The organism is Sphingobium quisquiliarum P25 (assembly GCF_000445065.1).
In the GTDB taxonomy this organism is placed as follows: domain Bacteria; phylum Pseudomonadota; class Alphaproteobacteria; order Sphingomonadales; family Sphingomonadaceae; genus Sphingobium; species Sphingobium quisquiliarum.
In genome coordinates this window covers 39,861-60,798 of record NZ_ATHO01000071.1, presented here as the reverse complement: position 1 = coordinate 60,798, position 20,938 = coordinate 39,861, and the positions used below count along the sequence as shown (strand labels likewise).

Below are 20,938 nucleotides of genomic sequence, written 5' to 3'. Positions count from 1 at the left end.
ATTCCTCACCCACGTTGCGACGAGATGTTGCCGCCATCGACCACCATCTCCGACGCGGTGATATAGCTTGCTTCATCCGAAAGAAGGAAGCGCACCGCGCGCGGATGCCATCAGCCGCCATCTGGCCGCCAGCGAGCGAAGCGAGGCGCCATCGCCCCGGAGTGATCCGGGCGCCTTCCTAATCCGTTTGCAGGATGCGCGGGCATCCGCGAGCCGGCATGATCGTTGGCAGGACCACGAATCAGGAGAGTGCATTGTCCATCGATCAGCAGCGCCGCCTCTTGCGTTACGCCGTCATCGGCGCGGGCATGGCCGGTATATTGGCGGCCATCCGCCTGCACCAGAAGGGCGAGCAGTTCACCGTCTATGAAAAGGCCGGGCGGCTGGGCGGGACCTGGCGGGAAAATCGCTATCCCGGACTGACCTGCGACGTGCCGGCCCATGCCTATACGTACAGTTTCGAACCCTATGCCGAATGGCGGGCCTATTATGCCGAAGGTGCGGAGATCCAGACCTATTTCGAACGCACGGCGGAGAAATATGGGGTAATGCCGCACATCCGCTTCAATGCGGAGGTCGTGTCCTGCGTCTGGGATGAGGACGAGCAGGTCTGGCGGCTTGAGCTTTCCACTGGCGAAACAGCCGTCGCCGATGCGGTCATCGCTGCCTCAGGCGTGCTGCACCATCCGCGCATGCCGGACATTGAAGGGCTGGACAGTTTCGCCGGGACAGCCCTTCACAGCGCCCGCTGGCGCGACGATGCGCCGGTGGATGGCGCGCGCGTCGGCATTATCGGCAATGGATCGACCGGGGTGCAGATCGTCACCGCGCTTCAGCCGCGCGCGGCCCAGCTCGTTCATTTCCAGCGTTCGCCGCAATGGATCATGCCGGTTCCCTATTTCCAGTATAGCGAGGAGGAGCGGGAGGCATTCCGCCGCGATCCCGCGCTGATCGACGCCATCCGCAACGACAAGGAATATTGGGCGAACATCTATCGCTTCACCCAGGCGATCACCGATACGCAAGGGCCGGAAATCGCCGCGATCGAGCAACTGTGCCTCGACAATCTGGAAAACAGCGTGCGCGACCCCGCGCTGCGCGAAAAGCTGCGCCCCAATTACCGCGCGGCATGCAAGCGGCTCATCTACAGCTGGTCCTATTATGATGCCGTGCAGCAGCCCAATGTGGAGGTGGAACGCGAAGCCATCGCCCGTGTGGAGCCGGAAGGCGTGCGGATGGCGGATGGCCGCCTCCATGCGCTCGACACTCTGGTGCTGGCGACCGGGTTCCATGCCGACCGCTTCATCCGCCCCACGACCGTGCTGGGCCGTGACGGGCTGTCGCTCGACGATGTCTGGTCGGTGCGCCCGACCGCTTATTATGCGGTGGCGATCCCCGGCTTTCCCAATTTCTTCATGCTAAACGGCCCGACCGGCCCGGTCGGCAACTTCTCGCTGATCGACATTGCCGAGCGGCAATGGGCCTATATCGATCAGCTGCTGGAGCCGCTGCGTCGCGGCGAGGCGGAAAGCATCGAGCCAAGCGCGCAGGCCCATGCCGGTTATGAGGAAAGGCGCATCGCCGCGGCCAAATCGACCATCTTCGGGTCGGGTTGCAACAGCTGGTATCTGGACGCCACCGGCGTGCCGTCCAGCTGGCCTTGGAGCTATGAGGCTTTTGCCGAAGCCATGGCCTCGCCAGTGATGGCGGACTATGTCATGGATGGCGGACAGAAGACCGCTTGCGCAGCGGAATAGGCTTCGACACTGTGAAAGCAGCGCCGCCGCATCCTTTGGATGCGGCGTTTGCGCATGAAAAAAGGAGAAGGTAATGATCGACTACGGCCTTCAGGGAAAGGTGGCGCTGGTAACGGGCGCTGCGGGGGGCATTGGCCGTGCCGCGGCGCTGGCCTTCGCGCGGTCGGGCGCGTCCGTTCTGGTCAGCGACGTCAATGAAGCGGGGGGCAGCGAAACCGTGGACCTGATCGAACGGCAGGGCGGCAAGGCGGCGTTTCAGCGCTGCGACGTCAGCGACGCGGGACAGGTCAAGGAAATGGTCGCCGCTGCCGTCGAACTGTTCGGCCGTCTCGACTGCGCCTTCAACAATGCCGGGATCAACATCGTCACGGCGGACGAATATGACGATGTCGTGTGGCAGCGCGCGCTGGGCATCAACCTGACCGGCGTCATGATGTGCATGCGCGAGGAAGCCCGCGTGATGGTGGAGCAGGGCGGCGGCGCGATCGTCAACACCTCGTCCATCAACGGCCTCGTGGGCAATCCCAACCAGCCTGCCTATGTCGCCACCAAGCATGGCGTTATCGGCCTCACCCGGCAGGGCGCGCTTAAATGGGCGACATCGGGAATCCGCGTCAACGCTGTCTGTCCGGGCGTGATCGAAACACCGATGACCGCGCCGCTGATCGCCGACGACGGCATGCGCGCGCTGATCGATTCCATGACGCCCATGGGCCGCATGGGCCAGCCGGAGGAGATCGCGCAGGCTGTGGTCTGGCTCTGTTCGGACGCGGCGAGCTTCGTGACGGGCCATCCGCTCGTCATCGACGGCGGGGCAACCGCCGTCTAGGGCGGGAGGGTGAGGGGCGATGCTGGTCCGCAGGAGCGGGAGAGCATAAGCCTTTTCCCCATCCTTCGGCACGCTGTCCTAGGTGCGGCGCAGCCAGGCCGGGTCAGGCGCAGCCCTCGACATAAGCGAGCACCGGCATCAGTCCCACATGGATCATCTTCACCCTGCCGTCCTTCCCGATCTCGAAACGCAGGGCGGATGACCCGCTTCCTGCGTTGGGAGCGGTTAGATATTTTGCGGGCGCGTCTTCATATTCGTGCGGGTCTTCGCGAAAACCGGCGAACCACTTTCTGACCTCCGCCTCGCTTGCCCCCACTCCGATCCCTTCGGCGAGCTCGGCCGTGGACCGTTGACCGATCGTGATGCGCTGCACCTTGCCGCCTGTGACGATCGCATAGGCGCCAGGATAGCCGGGCGAACTTATCGTGCGGCAGGCTTCGCTGACCTGAGCGCCGCGTTCGGCCCAGCCGCTGCCTTCGGGAACAGGTTCACCGATCTTGAGACCGCCCAAGCCTTCGAGACTCAATACGTTCGGACTGGTGGGTGCGGACGTGTTGGCCGCGCCATCGACAGGCGAGATGGCGGCAGCGTTGACGTCCGAGGGGGCGCTATCCCCTGTACTGTTCGCCGATGCCTCATTTGTGGCCGGCTGGTGACCGGACGAACAACCGGGAACAATCAAGAGCAGCCCGCATAGGGGAACCGCGCGAAGCAGGATCTTGTTCATGCTGGCACAACGGCAGAGAGGCAAAATCGTTTCGGTCAGCGCCCTAGGCGGGCTTCAACATGGAAACGGCAGGGATTAGGCAACTGCCGGTCTCAAGCATGTTGGAGCGCGGCAATAAAAGGGGGAATGACCCGCCCCGGCGAAACGGAGCGGGCCGGGCATCGTCACGCCTTCAGGATAGCAGCGACGGCAGTCGCAAGCGGTGTGGACGGGCGGCCGATCAGCGTCGAAAGCTGCCTACTGTCGTCGAAAAGCGCGCCTTGCACGATCGCCGCATCGACACCTGCCAGGAAAGAGGCCAAGCCTTCCGGCATGCCGGTTCCGGTCAGGGCGGCGGCATAATCCGCTTCCGGCAGGTTCTTGTAGGGCATGTCCCTGCCGGTCTGCTTCGACACTTCGGCGGCAAGGTCGGTCATCGTCCAGGCCGTGTCGCCCGCCAGCTCATAGGTCTTGCCGTCATGACCGTCACTGGTGGCGGCAGCCACGGCGGCTTCCGCATAATCCTCACGCGTTGCGCTGGAAATCCTGCCTTCGCCCGCACTGCCGATGAAAGCGCCGCTGGCAAGGGCGCCATTGATGGCGCTGCTGTAATTCTCCGTATACCATCCGTTGCGAAGGATTGTGAAAGCGATACCCGAAGACTTGATGGCAGCTTCGGTCTGACGATGCTCCTCCGCAAGGCTGAGCGGCGAGGTGTCGGCGTGGAGGACGCTGGTGTACAGGATCTTCTTGACGCCTGCCTTGCTGGCCGCATCGATGACGTTCTGATGCTGGACCGCTCGCTGCCCGATCTCGCTGGAGGAAATCAGCACGAGCGTATCGACGCCCGCCAGCGCGGCTTCCAGCGTTTCCGGCTTCGCATAATCGGCGGCGCGTGCGGTCACGCCAAGGTCAGCCGCCTTCGCAGTAGAACGGGCGAGAGCCACGATGGCGGAGGCGGGCACCTTTTCCTTCAGCTTCTGTATCACGAGGCGGCCAAGATGGCCGGTGGCTCCTGTCACGGCGATGGTCATGAGGCAACTCCTTGTCTGACTGCACTGCCGATGTGATATAGATCCCATAATGACTTTTCATAAGTACGCACATGAAGGTAAGTTAGCATGAAGACCAGAGCAGATGGGATTGCCACGCCGCAGACGTCCCTCGCCACGCTATCCGGCAAGTTGCAGCGGGGCGACTTGATGGCGCAGGCCTGCCCATCGCGCGATGTGTTGAAGCATGTGACGAGCCGCTGGGGCGTGCTCATACTCATCGCCCTTCAATCGGGAACGCATCGCTTCAGCGATCTGAGGCGGAAGATCGGTGGCGTCAGCGAGCGTATGCTGGCGCAGACGCTGCAATGGCTTGAAGGCGACGGGCTGGTGATCCGCAGGGCCTATAATGTGGTGCCGCCTCATGTGGAATACACGCTCAGCCCGCTGGGGCAGGAGGCGGCCGAAAAGGTGCGCGGCCTTGCCGACTGGATCGAGGTCAACTTCCCGCAGATCGCGCGGCATCGGGACCAGCGGACGCAGAGGTGAAGGGGCTGGCCGGATCGGCCGCCTTGATGTTCAATGGGGATCGATGGGCCACTTGCTGGCGGCGCCCGGCCTTACTTGCACCTCTTGAGGGTGTCACCATTGTTGAAGACGCGCGGGTTTGTCCCCGGCCCCTATCGCAAATGCACGGATTTCAGCCTTTCTCGGTAATGACATTGACTCGCGTTAGCATTAATGAATATGGAGCGCGGCAGGTACATTCCGGGGGATCATATATGGGTCAACTGTCGCTGTTGCTTTCGGGGGCGGCCATTGCCGCATTGAGCATGCCAGCCTTGGCGCAGCAGGCGTCCGGGGATGATGGTGCGGAAGGCGTACGCGCCGACATCATCGTCACTGGCGAGAAGAGCGCCCGCACCTTGCAGCAGACGCCGACCAGCATTGCGGTCGTCACGCCCGAGAAGATCGAGCGCGAAACGCTGATTACCATTCAGGATGTTTATAATCGCACCGCCAACCTGTCGGAAACATACGGCTCCTCTGGCTTCACCATTCGCGGCATCAGCAATAGCGGGGTCGGCGCGGGTGGTCAGGCGGACGCGGCGAGCGTCTATGTCGACGGGGCGCCGATCCCCAAATGGGCGCTCTATGGCGGCCCGACCGATATGTGGGATGTGCAGCAGGTCGAAGTGTTGCGTGGACCGCAATCGACGATCCAGGGACTCAACGCGCTGGCCGGCGGCATCGTCATCACCAGCAAGGAACCTTCACTGACTCGTTGGGGCGGCGACGCGCGCCTGCTGTGGACCGAATATGACGGCCGCACCTTTTCGGCTGCGGCGGGCGGGCCCATCATCCAGGATGAATTGGGCATCCGCTTGTCGGCGGAGCGTCGCAACGACCGGGGCCTCATCCGCAATGTCACTCGCGGCGGATATGATGATGCGCTCAAATCCCTGAACCTGCGCGGCAAGATCAAATGGATGCCGCAGGCGATTCCGGGGCTGGAGGCCGTCGCCAGCTATAACAGGGTGCGGCGCGACGGCGGCTATCTCTATGAATATGCCCGCACCGACGTCCCCAATTATTTCAGCCGCCGCATCTCGACCGGAGACCAGCCAAGCCGGGGCAAGATCGACAGCGACATTGCCGTGCTGAACATCAGCTATCCGCTTGCGGACCGGCTGAAACTGTCCAGTGTCACATCCTGGAACCGGTCTAAGGTCCATTCGCGGATCGATACTGATGGAACGGCGCAAGATAGCCAGGCTATCGACAATCGCTATGACTACAAGACGCTGACCCAGGAACTGCGCCTTAATTATGACAGCGACCGGCTGAGCGGTCTGTTGGGCGCCTGGTATTATCGCCGCACCGGCAGCCTCCAGCAAAACAGCCGCGTCAATATTGCCACTCCAACCTCCACCATTGCCGCACTGCTGCGCGCCAATGGTGCAACAGCGGCGCAGGCCAGCTTCCTCAGCACCGCCTACGCCGCGCAATTGCCGGTGATCCCAGTTACCTACTTCGCTCAGCAGCCAGAGAAGGTGGAAACCATGGCGCTGTTCGGAGACGGCCGCTTCAAACTAACCGAGCGGCTGACCCTGATCGGTGGCTTCCGTTTCGATCATGAGCGCAATCGCTACGTGGCGGAGACGGTCACGAACTTCAACGGCACGCTGCCCAATGCCAATTTCCTGGGAGCGGCCTATGCGCCGGTCATCGCGCTGATAAACCAAGGCGTGCTGGGTTTGGTGTCGGATGCATCGTCGCCGCTGGCTGGCACCAGCCGGACCTTCAACGCCTTCCTGCCCAAGGCGGGGATCAGCATGGACTGGACGCCGGACATCACGACAGCCTTCACGGTGCAGCGGGCCTATCGCTCAGGCGGCTCCAGTCAGAACCCGGCGCGCGCCGAACTGGTGCCCTACGATCCCGAATATAGCTGGAACTATGAAGGGTCGTTGCGGTGGAAATGGCTCGACGGGCATTTGATGCTCAATGCCCACGTCTTTTACATGAAGTGGAAGGATCAGCAGGTGACGGCCTATTTCGGCCGCAACGCCTATGATTACAACACGGTGAACGCGGCCGGATCGCATCTGTACGGCTTCGAGGTGGAGGCCAATGCCAATGTCGCGCGCGGCATCGACCTTTATGCCTCCGTCGGCCATGTCCGCACCAAGTTCGACAATTTCGACCTGCCTGTGGGAGCGACCAGCAGCGTCGACCTGACCGGCACCCAATTCCCTTACGCGCCGCGCTGGACGCTCGCGGGTGGCATCAATGCCCGGTTCGGGCCAGGTTTCACCGCCAATCTCAATGCCAATTACCGCTCCTTCGTCTTCACCGGCGTGGGTCAGGACCAGGGGCAATATAAGGTCGGGGGCCGGACCGTAGTCAACGGCCGGATCGGCTATGAAACCGGTCGTTGGTCGCTGTTCGCCTTCGCCCGAAACATCTTCAACGAGGAATATATGCAATATCAGTATGAGGCGATCCACCAGGCGATCCTCGGCGAACCGCAAACGGTCGGCATCGGCGCAAGCGTACATCTGTGATCGCACTGGCGAGCTACATGCCGGTAACGGGAGGGGCTATTGGCGCATCCTGTTGCGCCAGCCCAGCTATATGCCTCTGGAATGGCTTACCCTTTTGGGGCATGTTCAGCGGAGACTGAGAAGGGGGGCTCTATGCGGCTGAATTATCTCATGTTGATGCCGACCGCCCTCTTGGCCCCGCAAGTGCTTTCCGCCCAGACATCTGCTGACGCGACTTCGGCGTCCAGCGCACAGGGCGACGTGTCCGTCACCATCTATAATAATGACCTCGCGCTGGTGCAGGACGTGCGTAGAATGGCCCTGCCGTCCGGGCGTTCGCGGCAGGAGTTTCCCGATGTTTCCGCGCGCATCCGGCCGGAAACGGTGACGCTGTCGGGCGAGGGCGTCGGCATCGTCGAGCAGAATTTCGACTATGACCTGCTGTCCCCCGCGTCACTGATGGAAAAGGCGGTGGGGCAGACCATCACCCTCCTGCGGACCAATCCGGCGACCGGCGTGGAGACGCGGGAGCAGGCGACGGTACTGGCGGCTAATGGCGGCGTCGTGCTGAAGATCGGCGACCGCATAGAGGTGCTGCGTGACGACGGCCTGCCGGTGCGGGTCATATTTTCGTCCATTCCGCCGAACCTGCGCGCGCGCCCGACGCTCAGCGTGACGATGGATACACAGCAAGGCGGCGCGCGGCTCGTGACGCTCAGCTATCTGACGCCGGGGATGAGCTGGAAATCCGACTATGTTGCGCTGTTCGACGAGAAAGCGGGCGAGCTGGACATGCAGGGGTGGATCACCCTCAACAACAGGACCGGAACGACCTTCGCGAACGCCCGCACGCTGCTCGTGGCCGGGGAAGTGGGGCAGGTTCAGCAACGCTATGATGGCTATAATAGAGGACGGCCGGGGCCACGCGGCAACCAGCTAGGCACCGAAAGCGACGGCGGCGAGCAGTTGGGCGACTTCCACGTCTATCCGATCGACGGTCGCACTGCCATCGCCAACGCCCAGACCAAACAGGTGAGCTTCCTGGACGCGTCGGGCGTCCCGGCGGAGCGCGGATATGAATTTCGCAACGGCTGGATGGAGAGCAAGGGCGAGGCGGAAAGCGCCGCATCGGTGCTCAAATTCTCCAATGCCAGGGCCGCTGGCATCGGTGCTGCTCTGCCGGCGGGCACGGTGCGCGTCTATATGCGCGATACGCGCGGGCAAGCCCAGTTTGTTGGCGAAAGCGCTATCCCGCACACGCCGGGCGGCTCCACCTTGGCGCTGCACACCGGCGACGCCTTCGATGTGAAGGTGCAACCTGTGGTGGAGAAGCGCGACGTCATTACCAGCGACGAATGGACACAGTCGGAGCGCTGGCGCGTCACCTACCGCGACGGCACCAAGGTGGAAGGCATGGTCGAGCGGCCGCAGAAATATTACCGTACCCAGATGCGCTACATCGTCACCAATGCGAAACCGGCGCCGGTGAAAGTCGACGTGGTCCAGTCTGGACTCGCCCGCTGGTGGGGATGGCGCGACCTGCGCGTCCCGGAGGAGAGCATCAAGGGCGTGCAGGAGGATGCCGACTCCAGGCGCTGGGTCGTACCGGTGCCCGCCAATGGCAGGGCCGAACTGACCGCCACTTTCCTCACGCCCTGGTAAGCGCCTCATGCGCCGCCTTGGGCTGGTTTGGGCACTGTTGATCCTGTTGCTCTGGGTGCCCGTGGCCGCGCGGGCGCAATCGCCCGTGGTCATCTCCGCCGCGCCGGACAAGGTGGCGGTCACCCTCTATCGCGACCCTAAGAGGGGCGAGGGGGACATTGATCGCGACAATCCTGGCTCCTTCGCGCTGGTGGCGGAGACGCGCACGGTGACGCTGCCGCCCGGCGTAGCAGTGATCCGGTTCGAAGGGGTGGCGAGCGGCATCGTGCCGCAATCGGCCATCCTGTTTGGCACACCCCCGAGGGAGCGCAATCGAGACGCGGCGCTGTTGTCGCAAAAGGGGCTGGTGGATGCCTTCACCGGTCAGCGGGTGATTTTGCGCCGTACCGATCCGGCGTCCGGCAGGACGCTGGAGGAAAGCGCGACTATCCGCTCCGCCGCCGACCGGCTGGTGGTGACGACACCGCGCGGTGTGGAGGCGCTTTATTGCTCCGGCTTGCGCCAGACCCTCCTCTATCCAGAAGCGCCGCCAACCCTTTCCGCCAAGCCGGTGCTGTCGATGACGACCAGGGACCAGCCCGGCGGCAGCGTGACGATTACGCTCGCCTATATCGCGACCGGTTTCGATTGGGACGCCACCTATGTCGCCACGCTGGCTTCAGACGGGCAATCGCTTGATCTGCTCGGCTGGTTGACGCTTGCCAGCGCAGACGAAACCAGCTTTGCTGATGCAACGGCCTCAGCGGTGGCTGGACGGGTTAACCGGTCAAAGGATAGCCGCGATGATACGGGGGAAAATGCCAGGCAAGAGGCGCAGTATCTCAACAGGTTCAGCGATTGCTGGCCCGCCGGTAAGACGAGCGATGTGGGCAACGGTCCTCCCGCGCCTCCTCCTCCTCCGCCGCCGATGGCCATCATGATGGATGCTGGCGAAATCGTCGTCACCAGCCAGCGGCGTCAGGAAGCTGTGCAGTCCGCGCCGCTCGCCTTATCCGTGGTCGCCAAGGCGGAAAATCTGGGGGATCTGAAGTTGTACGGCATACCCGTTCCCGTCACGGTCGCCGCGCGATCGCAGAAGCAGGTGGCCTTCCTCGTCAAGGACGAGGTGAAGGGCAGCCTCATCTACCGGTCGCAAATGAGCTGGGACGGGCCGGGCGATCCCCAAATGCTGTTCCGCTTCCACAACGGGAAGGAGGAAGGCATGGGCGATCCGCTCCCGGCGGGACGCGCCATCCTCTATCAAGACAGCCCGTGGGGGCGGATGTATGTTGGTGAAAGCATGACCGGCGACAAGGCCGTGGATGAGGAGGTCGAATGGCCCTTCGCCCGCGCGAGCAATCTTACCGTGGAGGAAGAAAAAGCGGAGGACGGCAAGGACCATTTGCGCCACACCGTGATCGTGCGCAACGCCAACCCTTTCGCCGTTCGTTTCGAAATGGACTTTCCGCTGAATGACGGACGGATCTTCAGCGGCTTCAGCGGGCGGCTCACCGCCAAGCCGGGCAAGCGGGTATGGGTCATGACCGTCCCCGCGAATGGCGAAGTCCGCCTCCGCTTCCAATCCACGGCGCAGGAACCGGCGACCGGCTATCAACGCTCAAGATGAAAATCCGTAAGAGCAGACCGACCAGCCTTGGTCAGCCAATTGCCGCTCTTAGAATTCGGGATCGAAGTTGAAGAAAATCGGATTGGAAAGACCCACCATCTTTCCGCTCAGCGGCATCGAATTGGGCACTTCAGGGTAGGGGGTCTGCGGCCCTTCGACCTGGACGCGGTAATAGCTGCGCGTATCCGCCGCCGGCGAGTCCTCGAAGCTCGCCACTGGCGCCTCGCCCTTGGCTTCGAATTCGCCGAACGGCTGACCGTCGCGGATCACTAGCACGCGATAGCTGGCGTTCGCCACCACGCCGCCGGTCAGCTTCACCACGAAGTGCACAGGCTTGCCGCTGGCGCGGACATTGTCGCCCATCATCATGTCCATCTGCCCATCGCCGTCGCGATCGCCATAGAATTCGACGCGAGGCCCGCGCGGATTGGCGCTGACGCAGGCGCGGCCATTGGTAAGCGCTTCGACCACCGCTGCGGGTGTCCGGGCTTTGGCGAACACCCAGGTAGTTGGCGTACCGACATAATTGGCGGTCGCCTCCGCGCTGTTCCTGGTCGCCTTGTCCGGGCTGGGCGGAACGCCGTGGTGAGAATCGCTGCCGCCGCGCCCGGCGATCTTCCGGCCCGATCGCAGCATGTCGTCCCAGATCAGCAGTGTGGCGGCGTTCCGGGGCCAGACCGCCGAATTCCAGATTTCGATCGAATCGACCATGTCATAGGAGAAGCCGAAATGATCCTTGCCCGCAGCCGGATGATTGGCGGAGAGATGGACGCCGAGCGTCTGCTTGGCCGCCAGGATCTTCGCATCACGAGCGTCACGCAGGTCGTACAGCTTCTGGTGGTCATAAGGCCTGGCCGAAAAGATGTTGCCGTGTCCGCGGTCGGTGGTCCATTCCGCGCCGTAGAGCAGCACCACGCGATCCGACCGGAACTCCGGGTCGCGCCAAGTGTGACTGGCGACATCCCCCTGTACATGATTGTCGTGATCCGTGATCGCTAGGAAATCAAAGCCGTTGCGTTCGGCAAAGCCGATGATCGCCGACACCGGATTGTTCGAGGAATCGGTGCTGTGGCGGGAATGGAGATGCAGATCGCCCTTCATCCACATGCCGTCTGTGAGACTGGCGACAGGAGGAATCACCGGTGCCTTGGGGTCCTGCGCCGCAGCGGGCACCGCCGCGATCATCGCCGTCCCGGCGAGCCAGCACATCCGAACTACATCCCGCAACAAACCCGGCATCTTGAGCCCTCCGAACCATGTTGCCGGGCAAATACTAGCGACCGCTATCACTTTTGTGACAGCATCTCCTTGGATGGTGGAGCAAGGCCATATTCCGGGAAGTACATCATCGATCGGAAAATGAAGGCGGCATCCTCCAGCAACCTTGCCTCGTCGAAATCCTCTTCCTTGAGCATCTCGTCCATCGAATAGGCCATCTCCACCGCTAGCCGGGTACGGCGGCGCATCGTCTCGCGATCGGCATGCGGCAGATAATGGTGGTAGACGTCGGTGAGCAGATCGGTGACATAATTGTGCGACTGGAGCCGCACGGGCGTAAGCGCCGGCACTGACCGTAGCGCGCGCATGATCCAGATCGCGCCTGGTTGACTGCCGGTGATAATTGACATGGTCGTAAGCAATTCATGCAGCTTGCTGGAGATCACCTCCAGCCCCTTGTCGGCATAGGCCGACACCCAGGCTACCAGCGCGTCGTTCTGGCGCAGCAGCAGCCGTTCGGCGAGGGCGTGGATGATCGCATATTTATCATCGAAATAGCGATAGAGGGCGGGTGGCGTCACCTGCGCCCGCTCGCAGATCAGGTTGGTCGAGATGCGTTCGATTCCCACCTCGCTCAGCAGATAGCCGGTGGCGTCGAGCAGCGCATCGAATGTTCGTCGTGATCGTTCCTGCTGAGGCTGGCGATATGCCGTCACGCGCTGTTTCTCTCCTGTTGTCCAGGGCGCCGCCCAATCCGAGAGAGAACTGGCTAACATCGGTCCTTAATCCCGGCAATCCGCCAATTGGCGGCGGCCCAGGGCCAACGCGTCGCGGCGCGCGGCCCTGGGGGAAGTGTTAGAAGTGGAAGGTGACCGCGCCGCGCACGCTGCGCCGGAACTGCGAACTGCCGATGAAGACCGCCTGGCCGGCTTCGCTATTATCGATTGTGCCGGCGCGTGGATTGCCGCTGACGAGGCCAAACGCGTTAGTCAGATTGTTGATCATCAGGTTAAGCTCCAGTCGCGGCGTCACCGAATAACGCGCGGCCAGATCGATCACCCAGAAGGGCTTGAGGCTGATTTGGTTGGCGATGTCGGTGTAGCGCTGGCTTACATAATTGATGTCGCTCTGTATCCGCAGCGCGCGGTCGAACAGGTTGATCCCCGGCGTTATCCGGAAGTTGTGGTGCGGCAATCCGTTCATCCGATGATCGGAATAGTCGGTGAGCTTACCGGCATCGTTGGTGAAGATGAAGCTGGTGAAGCGGGCATTTTGCCAAGTCCAGGCAGCACGCAGGTCGAACAGCGGCGTTGGGCGCCAGTTGCTCTCCACCTCGAGCCCCCAGGTCCGGGTATCGCCCAGCACCCGCACCGGGATGAGCGTTCCGGCGGTATCGCGGCGGAAATCCTGAATCTCATAGCTATTATAGCGGGTGCGATAGCCAGTGACATAGAAGTCGAAGGCCGGACGCGAATATTTCAGGCCTGCTTCGATGAAGTTCATCGTTTGCACTACCGGATCGGCGCCGGCATTGGTGATGAAGCTGGAGATATTGGGCAGGCGGAAGGTGTCGGTATAGCGCAGGAACGCGCCAAAATGCGGCTGGAACTGATAGTTTGCGCCGATCGTCCACGACGTGGAATCAAAGCTGCGGTCATAAGGCGTGAACACGCCGTTGCCGGTCGCAACGGCGTCATCCGCGACGGTGCTGCTCTGGTTTAGGTTTACCGTGCGCCGGCCCTCGACCTTGCCCCTGATGTCGATCTTCTCCCAGCGCAGGCCGCCGTCCAGCCGCATCTTGTCGGTGATTTGCCACTCGTCGCTGGCATAGATGGCGAAGCTGTCGGATTTGCCCTGCGCATTGGCCCATTCGGCGCCATAGGCAGCGACCCCATTTTCGGTGAGCTTGAAGATCGGAGTGCCGTTGGCGGCAAGAAGCCAGGCGTCCAGCACCCGGGCGTTGTCGCGCACATCGGTAAGCACTGCAGCGCTGTTGACGTTGAACTCCTCCTTCACATTGGCGTAATAGGCGCCGATCGCGAAATTGTGCGTGCCCGCCGCGTCGAAGCTGGCGACCAGGCGGGTGTCGCTGATGAACTCATCCAGCGGCATGGTGTGCGAGCGGGCGAGGTTGACGAGCGCCAGGCCATTGCCATTGGCGTTGACCAAATCCATCATCTCGCCGCTGTCGCGATAGCGCAGCCCCAGCGTCTGGCCGCTGCCCGGCGTGATCGCGCGGCCAAAGGTGCCGCTGAGGAAGGCGGGCGCCGCCGCGACGCTGTAGGGCGTGATGCTGTTGCGGCGGGTCCAGCTCTCACGATAGCGCAGTTTCTGCTCGATCCGCACCGTGTCGGCCAGCTCATAGTCGCCCGAGAAGCTGAACTGGGTCAGCTTGACCGTGGTGCCCACGCCGCTGTCGAACTTGTAGACGCCATCGGGCGTGCGGAAGTCGAAATAGCGGCTTTCCGGGCCCTGGATCGTGTCGCGCCTGGCATCGAAGCCGCGCACGCCGACCGCGTTGCCATCGGCGTCGGTCGTGTAGATGCCGCCGCGCCAGTTTCCGATCCGCTCGTCGATCCGTTTCACGCCGAAGCTGATCGAGCCGCGATCGAACTTGCGTGATAGGCTGGCGCGCACCTGACCGCCTTTGCCCTCGCGAAAGCCCGGATCACGCTGGCCCCGGTTGGTGCGGTAATATCCGCCGACGAAGAAGCGCCAATCGCCCGCGAGCGGCCCACCGAGCCAGCCGTCGATGCGATGCGAATCATAATCGGCGACCTCATAGCGGGCGAGGCCCGTCAGCGTTTCGCCGCCTTCTCGCGAAATGAAGTTGATCGCCGCGCCTGGGGCGTTCGAATAGAAGATCGACGACGGACCCCCGCGCACCACTTCCACTCGCTCGATCGTCTGATCGACGCGCAGCGACTGATCCCCGTTCAGCCATCCCAGACCCGGATCGGCCTGCATCGGGATGCCGTCCTCCAGGATCGCCACCGTCTGGAAACCGTCGCTCGGGATGCCGCGCACACTCAAGCCGCTGCTCGCTTCGCCCGATGTGTTGGTGATGAAGAAGCCGGGCACCTGCTTGAGCGCCTCGACTATGCCGAGCGGTGAGCGAATCTCCAACTCCGCTGCGGAGATGGTCGAGATGGCGTAGCTGGTATCGACTTTCTTCTGATCATTAGTACCAGCGCGGCCGGTGACGATGATCTCGCTAGAGGCTGGATCGGAAGCGTCGTCGCCCTGAGCGGATTGAGCAAAGACAGGTGCGGCGTAAGCCGTGGACACCACCAGCGCGCATGACAGCGCAAAACGGGAAACGGTGAAAAGACTCATTTGAACCCCCGGATTAAGTCCGGAGCACTATGATAGCGATAATTATCATTTTGATGACAACGCTGGGAAGATTAAATGACACGGTGCTTTGTAGACCCGGCACCCGCTGGGGCGATGATGAAATGAGGCATCGCGCATTATGTGCGAAACGATGGAAAGGCGGTGAACCGTACGACTGCTTTCCGGGGAGGGGATACGCTACCATCGCGATGAGAACCAGCTTTGCTCACGGATGGCAGATGCTACCAGTGGCGCAGGGCTAGGTGTTTCGTTCCGGGATTTGATGGTGCGGGTTTAAGCTGAAGCGTTCTGGTTCGGGTGTTCAGCATTTGCAGATATACTCGTAGGGTGTGACGCCGCGCAGGGTCTTAAGGCGACGACGATAACTGTATGCGTCGATGAAGTCGTTGAGGTGCGCGGTCAGTTAGGCGTGGCTGCCGTAATGATAGCGCTTGACCGTTGCCTCCTTGATCGTCCGGTTCGTTCGCTCGACCCCGGCCTCCGCGGGGACGGGCTCTGGCCATTGGTCCAGTAGTGTTTGATCTTGGTCAGCCGGTGTTTGACCTCATGCTCGTCGCAGACCCGGCCGAAAATATTGTGGAAGGCGCATCTGTGGTGCGCCATGCTGGTGAACTGGCGGCTCTCGACCATGCGGTGCGCAGGGCTAAGCGGTCCGTCGCCATGCCGGCACATTGTTCCGCTGCGGACGCAGCGATTTTCTGGCCGTCCTAACAGCGCAAAACAGCCTCGCCACATGCAGGTCGATCTGGCCGAAGCGCAGACGACGCTGATCGATCATCAAATCGCTGTGTTTCTGGCACTGGGTGGTGGATGGCGGCATGATCTTGCCCAAACCAATCGCCGCTCTGCGGCTTGTGCCGCACGTCGATCGTTCACACGTCTGCGGATAAGGCATGAATAGGCAGAAGGGCTGCACCAAAGGTAATCGGTGAGCCATGGAGGCTGGATATCCGTATAGGCGGCCGGCGTTGATGGACCGTCGTCACGAGATCGGCGCCATGAAGGCGATCGGCCAGTCCCTGGAGAATGGCTGACGGCAGGGTGCCGGCGAGGACGATTGCGCCCGGATCTAGCCATGCGAAGGCAGTATTGCATACAGCCTCCAGTTGCGCGGCCGCCCGGTCTAGCCAGCTTTCGATCGTGGGCATCTGGTCTGCGGCGTCAAAGTCGATATCGGCAACCGACGACAGATCGCAGCCGTCACCGCGAAGTGTCGCCAATAAGTCCAGCGGGCTGGGGCGCGGCAGATGCCCGGGAAAAAGGCAACCAACTTCGCCGGCCACGCCATATTGACCGCGTACCAGCCGCCCGTCGACAATGACGCCTGCGCCGATCCCGAAGCCCAGCAGAAGAACGACGATGGTGCCGAAATCCTTGAGCAGACCCCCCAAATAAAATTCGGCAATGGCAGCCGCATTGGCATCATTCTCGATCCAGAGCGGCCAGTCCATTTCAGCGGAGAGGATGTCGCGTAGCGGCGCGTCGCGCCAGTTGGGTAGCACGTCGACAACACTCCACCGGTCGCCCGCCGGTGACAGCGAGGGGCCGGGCACTGCCACGCCAAGACCGAGCATGCGCCAGCCCAACAGGCCGTGGCGATCCACAAGATCATGGGTGATGCGCCGGACCTTTTGCGCGAAACGATGGGGGTCGATCGGCGCGACCGCTTCATGATGGGTGGCGATGGTGGCACCGGTGAAATCGACCAGCGAGATATCGAGAAAGCCCTTATGCGCTGTCGCCCCGACCGCGTAACCGCCATGACCCGCCAGGCGCAAAGGAATAGCGGGACGGCCGCGGCCCTGTGCTTCCAACCCTGGCACTTCCTCTACCAGCCCAAGGCTGAGCAGATCGCGTGAGAGGCGGGTCAGCGCGGCACCGCTGATTTCCAGCTCGGCCGACAACGCGGACCGGGACAGCGGCCCCGCTTTTCGCAGCATCTGGAGAATGCGCCGCTGGTCCTTGTCCAAGGAGGGAAACCCCATGCCGATGCTCGCCGCCGGTGAAATGCGTCGATCGGTTATGCGGGTTTAATTATTTTCACAATAATAATTAAAAACGTCACATGGCATCGTCAGGTGAGCGCCCGATCAATCGAAAGGGGCTTCCTCATGTTCAAGACCATGCTTGCCACCAGCACCGCCCTTGCGGCGCTCTGTGTCGTCATGCCTGCCTTCGCGCAGGATGCCGCGCCTGTCGACCAGGCGACTAATGCCGGTAACGGGCCGAACGACATCATCGTTACCGGTTCCACCCGTGCCCAGCGCCGCTTCGACGTGTCCTATGCGATCAACACCATTTCAAACGAAGATGTGGAAAAGATCGCGCCGGTGAATTTTGCCGACCTGATCGGCCAGTTGCCCGGTTTCCAGACCGAAATCACCGGCGGCGAAGTGCAGAATATCTATCGCATCCGCGGCTTGCCCAATGATGGTGGTTTCGTCAGCTTTCAGCAGGACGGCCTGCCGCTGTTCCACGAAAATGACGGCGTCTTCTTTCGCGGCGACGCCATCCTGAAACAGGATCTGATGACTGACCATGTCGAGGTCGTTCGGGGTGGTCCTGCGCCGGTCTATGCCAGCTATTCGGGCGCGATCATCAACGCCATCACCGTTACCGGCAGCGACGCACCACGCGGCAAGGCCCAGTTGACGCTAGGCGACACCGGCCTCTATCGCTTGGACGCTTATCAGGCGGGGCCGCTGGGCAAGGACACCTATTATGCGATCGGTGGCTTCATCCGCCATCATGACGGTTATCGCGACAACGGCTTCCCCAATGACAAGGGCGGGCAGATCCGCGCCAATATCAAGCATGACTTCGACAATGGATCGATCAAGTTCAATGTGAACTATGTGAACGATCATAACGTCTTCTATCTGCCGATCCCCATTGCCGATCCGCGCAATCCCAACGTTTCGCTCGACAAATATATCGACTATTTCGACGGGACCATGAATTCGCCGGCGCTGCGTAACGTGCAGCTGATGTATCGCGACGGCGCGGGGCAGATCCGAAGCCGCGACAGCGATCTGTCCGACGGCCGCCATATGCGGATGATCAATTTCGGCGCGCAATATGATGGCGAGTTCGGCGACTGGCTGGTGTCTGCCAAGGCGGGCTATACGCAAGGCAAGCTCGACTTCACGGCTTTCTATTCGACTACCAATCCAGCCGATGGCAACGCGTTCGCCATCGGTTATCTCGCCCGCACCACCGCAGCCTTCGGCGCTGTGAATCGTTTCGGCTATACCCTGGCTGGCACCGGCACCGTCTATGATCCCTCTTCCGCGTCAGGGTTGGTCATGCAAGGCCAGTATCGCGACATTCACTCGAAGTTCTACTCGGGCCAGGCCAACCTGTCGGTCGCCCGCAAATTCGAGACCGGGATCGGCAGCCACGACCTGAAGCTCGGCCTCTATGCCAGCCTTTATGGCGAAGACAGCCGCACCCTCTATCAAAATTACCTGATCGAGGTTTCGGGCAAGCCGCGCACGCTCGACCTGGTCGCCTATAATGCCGCAGGCGAAGAAATCGGCCGCGTAACCGACAATGGCGTGCTCAACTATGCCGCAACGCTCAACCAAGGCGACAGTGACGCGAAAATGTTCGCACTTTACGCCAACGACACCTGGGAGATCATACCGGGCCTGCGCATCGATGCGGGTATCCGTCATGAACGCTACAGCTACAAGGGCTGGGCCGCGCTGACCGAAGCCGCCAATCTTGGCGATGGCGCCACGCTGGCGGACGACAGCACCCGCGCCTTCACCGGGGTGATTATCAACCAGAAGCTGAAGCCCAACGTCACCAACTGGACAGTCGGCGCGAACTATGACTTTTCCAGCCATGTCGGCGTTTACGGCCGCGCGTCGCACCTGGAAACGCCGCCCAATGTCCAGACGGTGATGAACATCAACCCGACCATCATCACAACCAAGGCCGACCAGTTCGAAGTCGGCCTGAAACTCGCCTTCGGCCGCTCCTATCTTTACGTTACCGGCTTCTACACCAATTTCGATCCGCTCAACGCCAGCTTTCTGGCCTTTGATCCGACCACGGGGCGCAATGACGTCAACGTGCCCTTCATCGGTGAGGCACAGGTCAAGGGCGTGGAATTCGACGGCAAGCTGGCGCTGGCCGAATGGTTCTCGTTGAACGGCGCGCTGACCATCAGCGATCCCAAGTACAAGAATTTCCAGAGTTCGACCGGCGCCGATCCGGAACAGGCCGAGGGGAATCAGATCGTCCGTCAGCCCAAGGTCTACGGCAATATCCGTCCCAGCTTCGACTTCCAGACGAACGACACGGATATTTCGATCTACGGACGCTACACCTATATGGGGAAGCGCTTCGTAGACCTCTACAACAACACGGCGCTGCCGGCTTATGGCACGATAGGCGCAGGCATCACGGCGCGCCGCGGCAGCTGGCAGATGCAGATCGTGGGCGACAACCTCTTCAATGCCCATGGCCTGACCGAAGGCAATACCCGTACCGACTCGCTGAGCGGCCAAGGCAGTTCGGAAGCCATTTATGGCCGTCCGATCTTCGGCCGCAACTTCCGTCTCGTCATCAGCAAGAGTTGGTGATGGGGCGGAACCTGGCGAGCCTGCTAACCGCGGTCGCGGTTGCATTCACGCCTGTCCCCGCTTCGGCGGGGGCAGCCCGTGACACGGTGATGGAGGCGCTGTCGCAGCGCCTCTTCCCGCTGTTCGATGCAGCGGGACGCGATGCCGCGACGCTGGACCGGCTCAAGGCAAGGGCGGACGTTTCCACTTTGCTCCGCGTCCGGCAGGAGCGGCGCGCGGCCTGCGGCCAGGATCTGACCTGCGCGGCGCAGGCGATGATCTGGACACCGGCGGAAGCCGAAGCGATGGGCCAGGCTGCGGCTGCGCTGACCGGCCTGCCGGCGGCCGATGATGGCGCACCCGCGCAGATGCGCCGGGAAATCGAGGGCGTGAACGCTATCGTCCGAACCTATGGGCTGGGGCAGGTTCCATCCTATCCGCAGATCGACGGCGCGGGCATGATCGACCCGCAGGAGAGGCAGGCACGGCTTCAGGCTGCTGACTGGCTGTCGCGGACGCCCCGCGACCGGTCGGCGCAGGCGCTGGACCCCAGCATCGACTATGCGCTCGCTCTGCTGGACGTCAGCGACCGGACCGATGCGATCGGCTATGAGCCGCTGACTGGCGGCGCAAATGCCCCCGCCATGGCGCGGGCGAAGTCGCTCGACTGGAGTCGCTACCGCTTCAGTGCGATGATCCTGACCGGGGTCGGGCCGGAAACGGACGGCATGCCGCTCAGCCCCTATGGCAAATATCATCTGCGCCTGGCCGCCAGCCGTTTCGCGCGGGGCGATATTCCCTTCATCATCGTCACCGGCGGCCGCGCCCATCCGCGCGGGACCCGCTTCGCCGAGGCGGAGGAGATGCGTAAGGCGCTGATCCAACGTTATGGCATGCCCGCTGATGCGATTGTGCTGGAGCCCTATGCTCGCCACACGACAACCAATTTGCGCAACGCGGCCCGGCTGTTGATCGCCATGGGGGCGTCCCCGGACGATGATGCCTTGATCATCTGCAATCCGCAGCAGAGCGCCATGATCGAAAGCGTGCAGTTCATGAAGCGCAACGCCGATGAGCTGGGCTATCAGCCTGGCCGGATCGGCCGCCGCTTTTCGCCCACCGAGCTCGCCTTCCGGCCCAGCCGCCAATCTGCGCGAATAGACCCGCGCGACCCGCTCGACCCATGACAAGGA

Annotated in this window: 14 protein-coding genes and 1 pseudogene; 8 read left to right on the top strand and 7 right to left on the bottom strand. The window is 62.2% G+C overall.

Going from position 1 to position 20,938, the window contains the following annotated elements:
• Positions 1-254 precede the first annotated feature (254 nt).
• The gene (locus tag L288_RS30745; protein WP_031304288.1) at positions 255-1,757 is read left to right on the top strand and encodes a flavin-containing monooxygenase; all 1,503 of its coding nucleotides are present in this window, start codon (positions 255-257) and stop codon (positions 1,755-1,757) included.
• A gap of 73 nt (positions 1,758-1,830) precedes the next feature.
• Positions 1,831-2,586 carry a glucose 1-dehydrogenase gene (locus L288_RS30740; RefSeq protein ID WP_021238039.1) on the top strand — a complete coding sequence of 252 codons (756 nt, stop codon included), beginning with the start codon at positions 1,831-1,833 and terminating at the stop codon, positions 2,584-2,586.
• 103 nt (positions 2,587-2,689) lie between these two features.
• Here the strand turns inward: L288_RS30740 and L288_RS0121500 are convergent, their stop codons facing one another.
• Together L288_RS0121500 and L288_RS30735 are read right to left on the bottom strand one after the other, a co-directional pair.
• The gene (locus tag L288_RS0121500; protein WP_030539835.1) at positions 2,690-3,313 is read right to left on the bottom strand and encodes a hypothetical protein; all 624 of its coding nucleotides are present in this window, start codon (positions 3,311-3,313) and stop codon (positions 2,690-2,692) included.
• A 164-nt stretch (positions 3,314-3,477) separates the two neighbouring features.
• On the bottom strand, positions 3,478-4,326 hold the full coding sequence (locus tag L288_RS30735; RefSeq protein WP_021238037.1) for an SDR family oxidoreductase: 849 nt from the start codon (positions 4,324-4,326) through the stop codon (positions 3,478-3,480).
• Positions 4,327-4,413: 87 nt separating this feature from the next.
• Between L288_RS30735 and L288_RS30730 the strand changes: the two genes are divergently transcribed.
• From L288_RS30730 to L288_RS30715, 4 genes are all read left to right on the top strand, one after another.
• Positions 4,414-4,833 (top strand): winged helix-turn-helix transcriptional regulator, encoded by a 420-nt coding sequence (locus tag L288_RS30730; protein ID WP_021238036.1) that lies wholly within the window; start codon positions 4,414-4,416, stop codon positions 4,831-4,833.
• A gap of 233 nt (positions 4,834-5,066) precedes the next feature.
• Positions 5,067-7,352 (top strand): TonB-dependent receptor, encoded by a 2,286-nt coding sequence (locus L288_RS30725; RefSeq protein ID WP_021238035.1) that lies wholly within the window; start codon positions 5,067-5,069, stop codon positions 7,350-7,352.
• A 132-nt stretch (positions 7,353-7,484) separates the two neighbouring features.
• Positions 7,485-8,993 (top strand): DUF4139 domain-containing protein, encoded by a 1,509-nt coding sequence (locus L288_RS30720; RefSeq protein WP_021238034.1) that lies wholly within the window; start codon positions 7,485-7,487, stop codon positions 8,991-8,993.
• A gap of 7 nt (positions 8,994-9,000) precedes the next feature.
• The gene (locus tag L288_RS30715) at positions 9,001-10,599 is read left to right on the top strand and encodes a DUF4139 domain-containing protein (RefSeq protein ID WP_021238033.1); all 1,599 of its coding nucleotides are present in this window, start codon (positions 9,001-9,003) and stop codon (positions 10,597-10,599) included.
• 48 nt (positions 10,600-10,647) lie between these two features.
• Here the strand turns inward: L288_RS30715 and L288_RS30710 are convergent, their stop codons facing one another.
• From L288_RS30710 to L288_RS30690, 5 genes and pseudogenes are all read right to left on the bottom strand, one after another.
• Positions 10,648-11,838, bottom strand: a complete 1,191-nt coding sequence (locus tag L288_RS30710) for a CehA/McbA family metallohydrolase (RefSeq protein WP_051209636.1) — start codon at positions 11,836-11,838, stop codon at positions 10,648-10,650.
• A 47-nt stretch (positions 11,839-11,885) separates the two neighbouring features.
• Complete coding sequence (locus L288_RS30705) at positions 11,886-12,533, bottom strand: TetR family transcriptional regulator (protein ID WP_021238031.1); 648 nt, start codon at positions 12,531-12,533, stop codon at positions 11,886-11,888.
• A gap of 139 nt (positions 12,534-12,672) precedes the next feature.
• Positions 12,673-15,153, bottom strand: coding sequence for a TonB-dependent receptor (locus L288_RS30700; protein ID WP_021238030.1), 2,481 nt, complete (start codon positions 15,151-15,153; stop codon positions 12,673-12,675).
• Between the two features lie 259 nt (positions 15,154-15,412).
• A pseudogene (locus tag L288_RS43860) lies at positions 15,413-15,789 on the bottom strand (IS3 family transposase); the annotation flags it as partial.
• 257 nt (positions 15,790-16,046) lie between these two features.
• Positions 16,047-17,144 carry an ROK family transcriptional regulator gene (locus L288_RS30690; protein WP_021238028.1) on the bottom strand — a complete coding sequence of 366 codons (1,098 nt, stop codon included), beginning with the start codon at positions 17,142-17,144 and terminating at the stop codon, positions 16,047-16,049.
• A gap of 141 nt (positions 17,145-17,285) precedes the next feature.
• On the opposite strand from L288_RS30690, the gene L288_RS30685 reads away from it, so the two are divergent.
• The gene (locus tag L288_RS30685; protein WP_021238027.1) at positions 17,286-19,766 is read left to right on the top strand and encodes a TonB-dependent receptor; all 2,481 of its coding nucleotides are present in this window, start codon (positions 17,286-17,288) and stop codon (positions 19,764-19,766) included.
• A complete protein-coding gene (locus L288_RS30680) occupies positions 19,766-20,932 on the top strand; it encodes a YdcF family protein (protein WP_021238026.1) in 1,167 nt (388 codons plus the stop codon). Before L288_RS30685 ends, L288_RS30680 begins: the two co-directional genes overlap by 1 nt.
• Positions 20,933-20,938 lie beyond the last annotated feature (6 nt).

Coding starts and splice junctions, on each gene's coding strand:
- L288_RS30740 (WP_021238039.1), top strand. CDS start 1,831: ATGATCGACTACGGCCTTCAGGGAAAGGTGGCGCTGGTAACGGGCGCT.
- L288_RS0121500 (WP_030539835.1), bottom strand. CDS start 3,313: ATGAACAAGATCCTGCTTCGCGCGGTTCCCCTATGCGGGCTGCTCTTG.
- L288_RS30735 (WP_021238037.1), bottom strand. CDS start 4,326: ATGACCATCGCCGTGACAGGAGCCACCGGCCATCTTGGCCGCCTCGTG.
- L288_RS30730 (WP_021238036.1), top strand. CDS start 4,414: ATGAAGACCAGAGCAGATGGGATTGCCACGCCGCAGACGTCCCTCGCC.
- L288_RS30725 (WP_021238035.1), top strand. CDS start 5,067: ATGGGTCAACTGTCGCTGTTGCTTTCGGGGGCGGCCATTGCCGCATTG.
- L288_RS30720 (WP_021238034.1), top strand. CDS start 7,485: ATGCGGCTGAATTATCTCATGTTGATGCCGACCGCCCTCTTGGCCCCG.
- L288_RS30715 (WP_021238033.1), top strand. CDS start 9,001: ATGCGCCGCCTTGGGCTGGTTTGGGCACTGTTGATCCTGTTGCTCTGG.
- L288_RS30710 (WP_051209636.1), bottom strand. CDS start 11,838: ATGCCGGGTTTGTTGCGGGATGTAGTTCGGATGTGCTGGCTCGCCGGG.
- L288_RS30700 (WP_021238030.1), bottom strand. CDS start 15,153: ATGAGTCTTTTCACCGTTTCCCGTTTTGCGCTGTCATGCGCGCTGGTG.
- L288_RS30685 (WP_021238027.1), top strand. CDS start 17,286: ATGTTCAAGACCATGCTTGCCACCAGCACCGCCCTTGCGGCGCTCTGT.
- L288_RS30680 (WP_021238026.1), top strand. CDS start 19,766: ATGGGGCGGAACCTGGCGAGCCTGCTAACCGCGGTCGCGGTTGCATTC.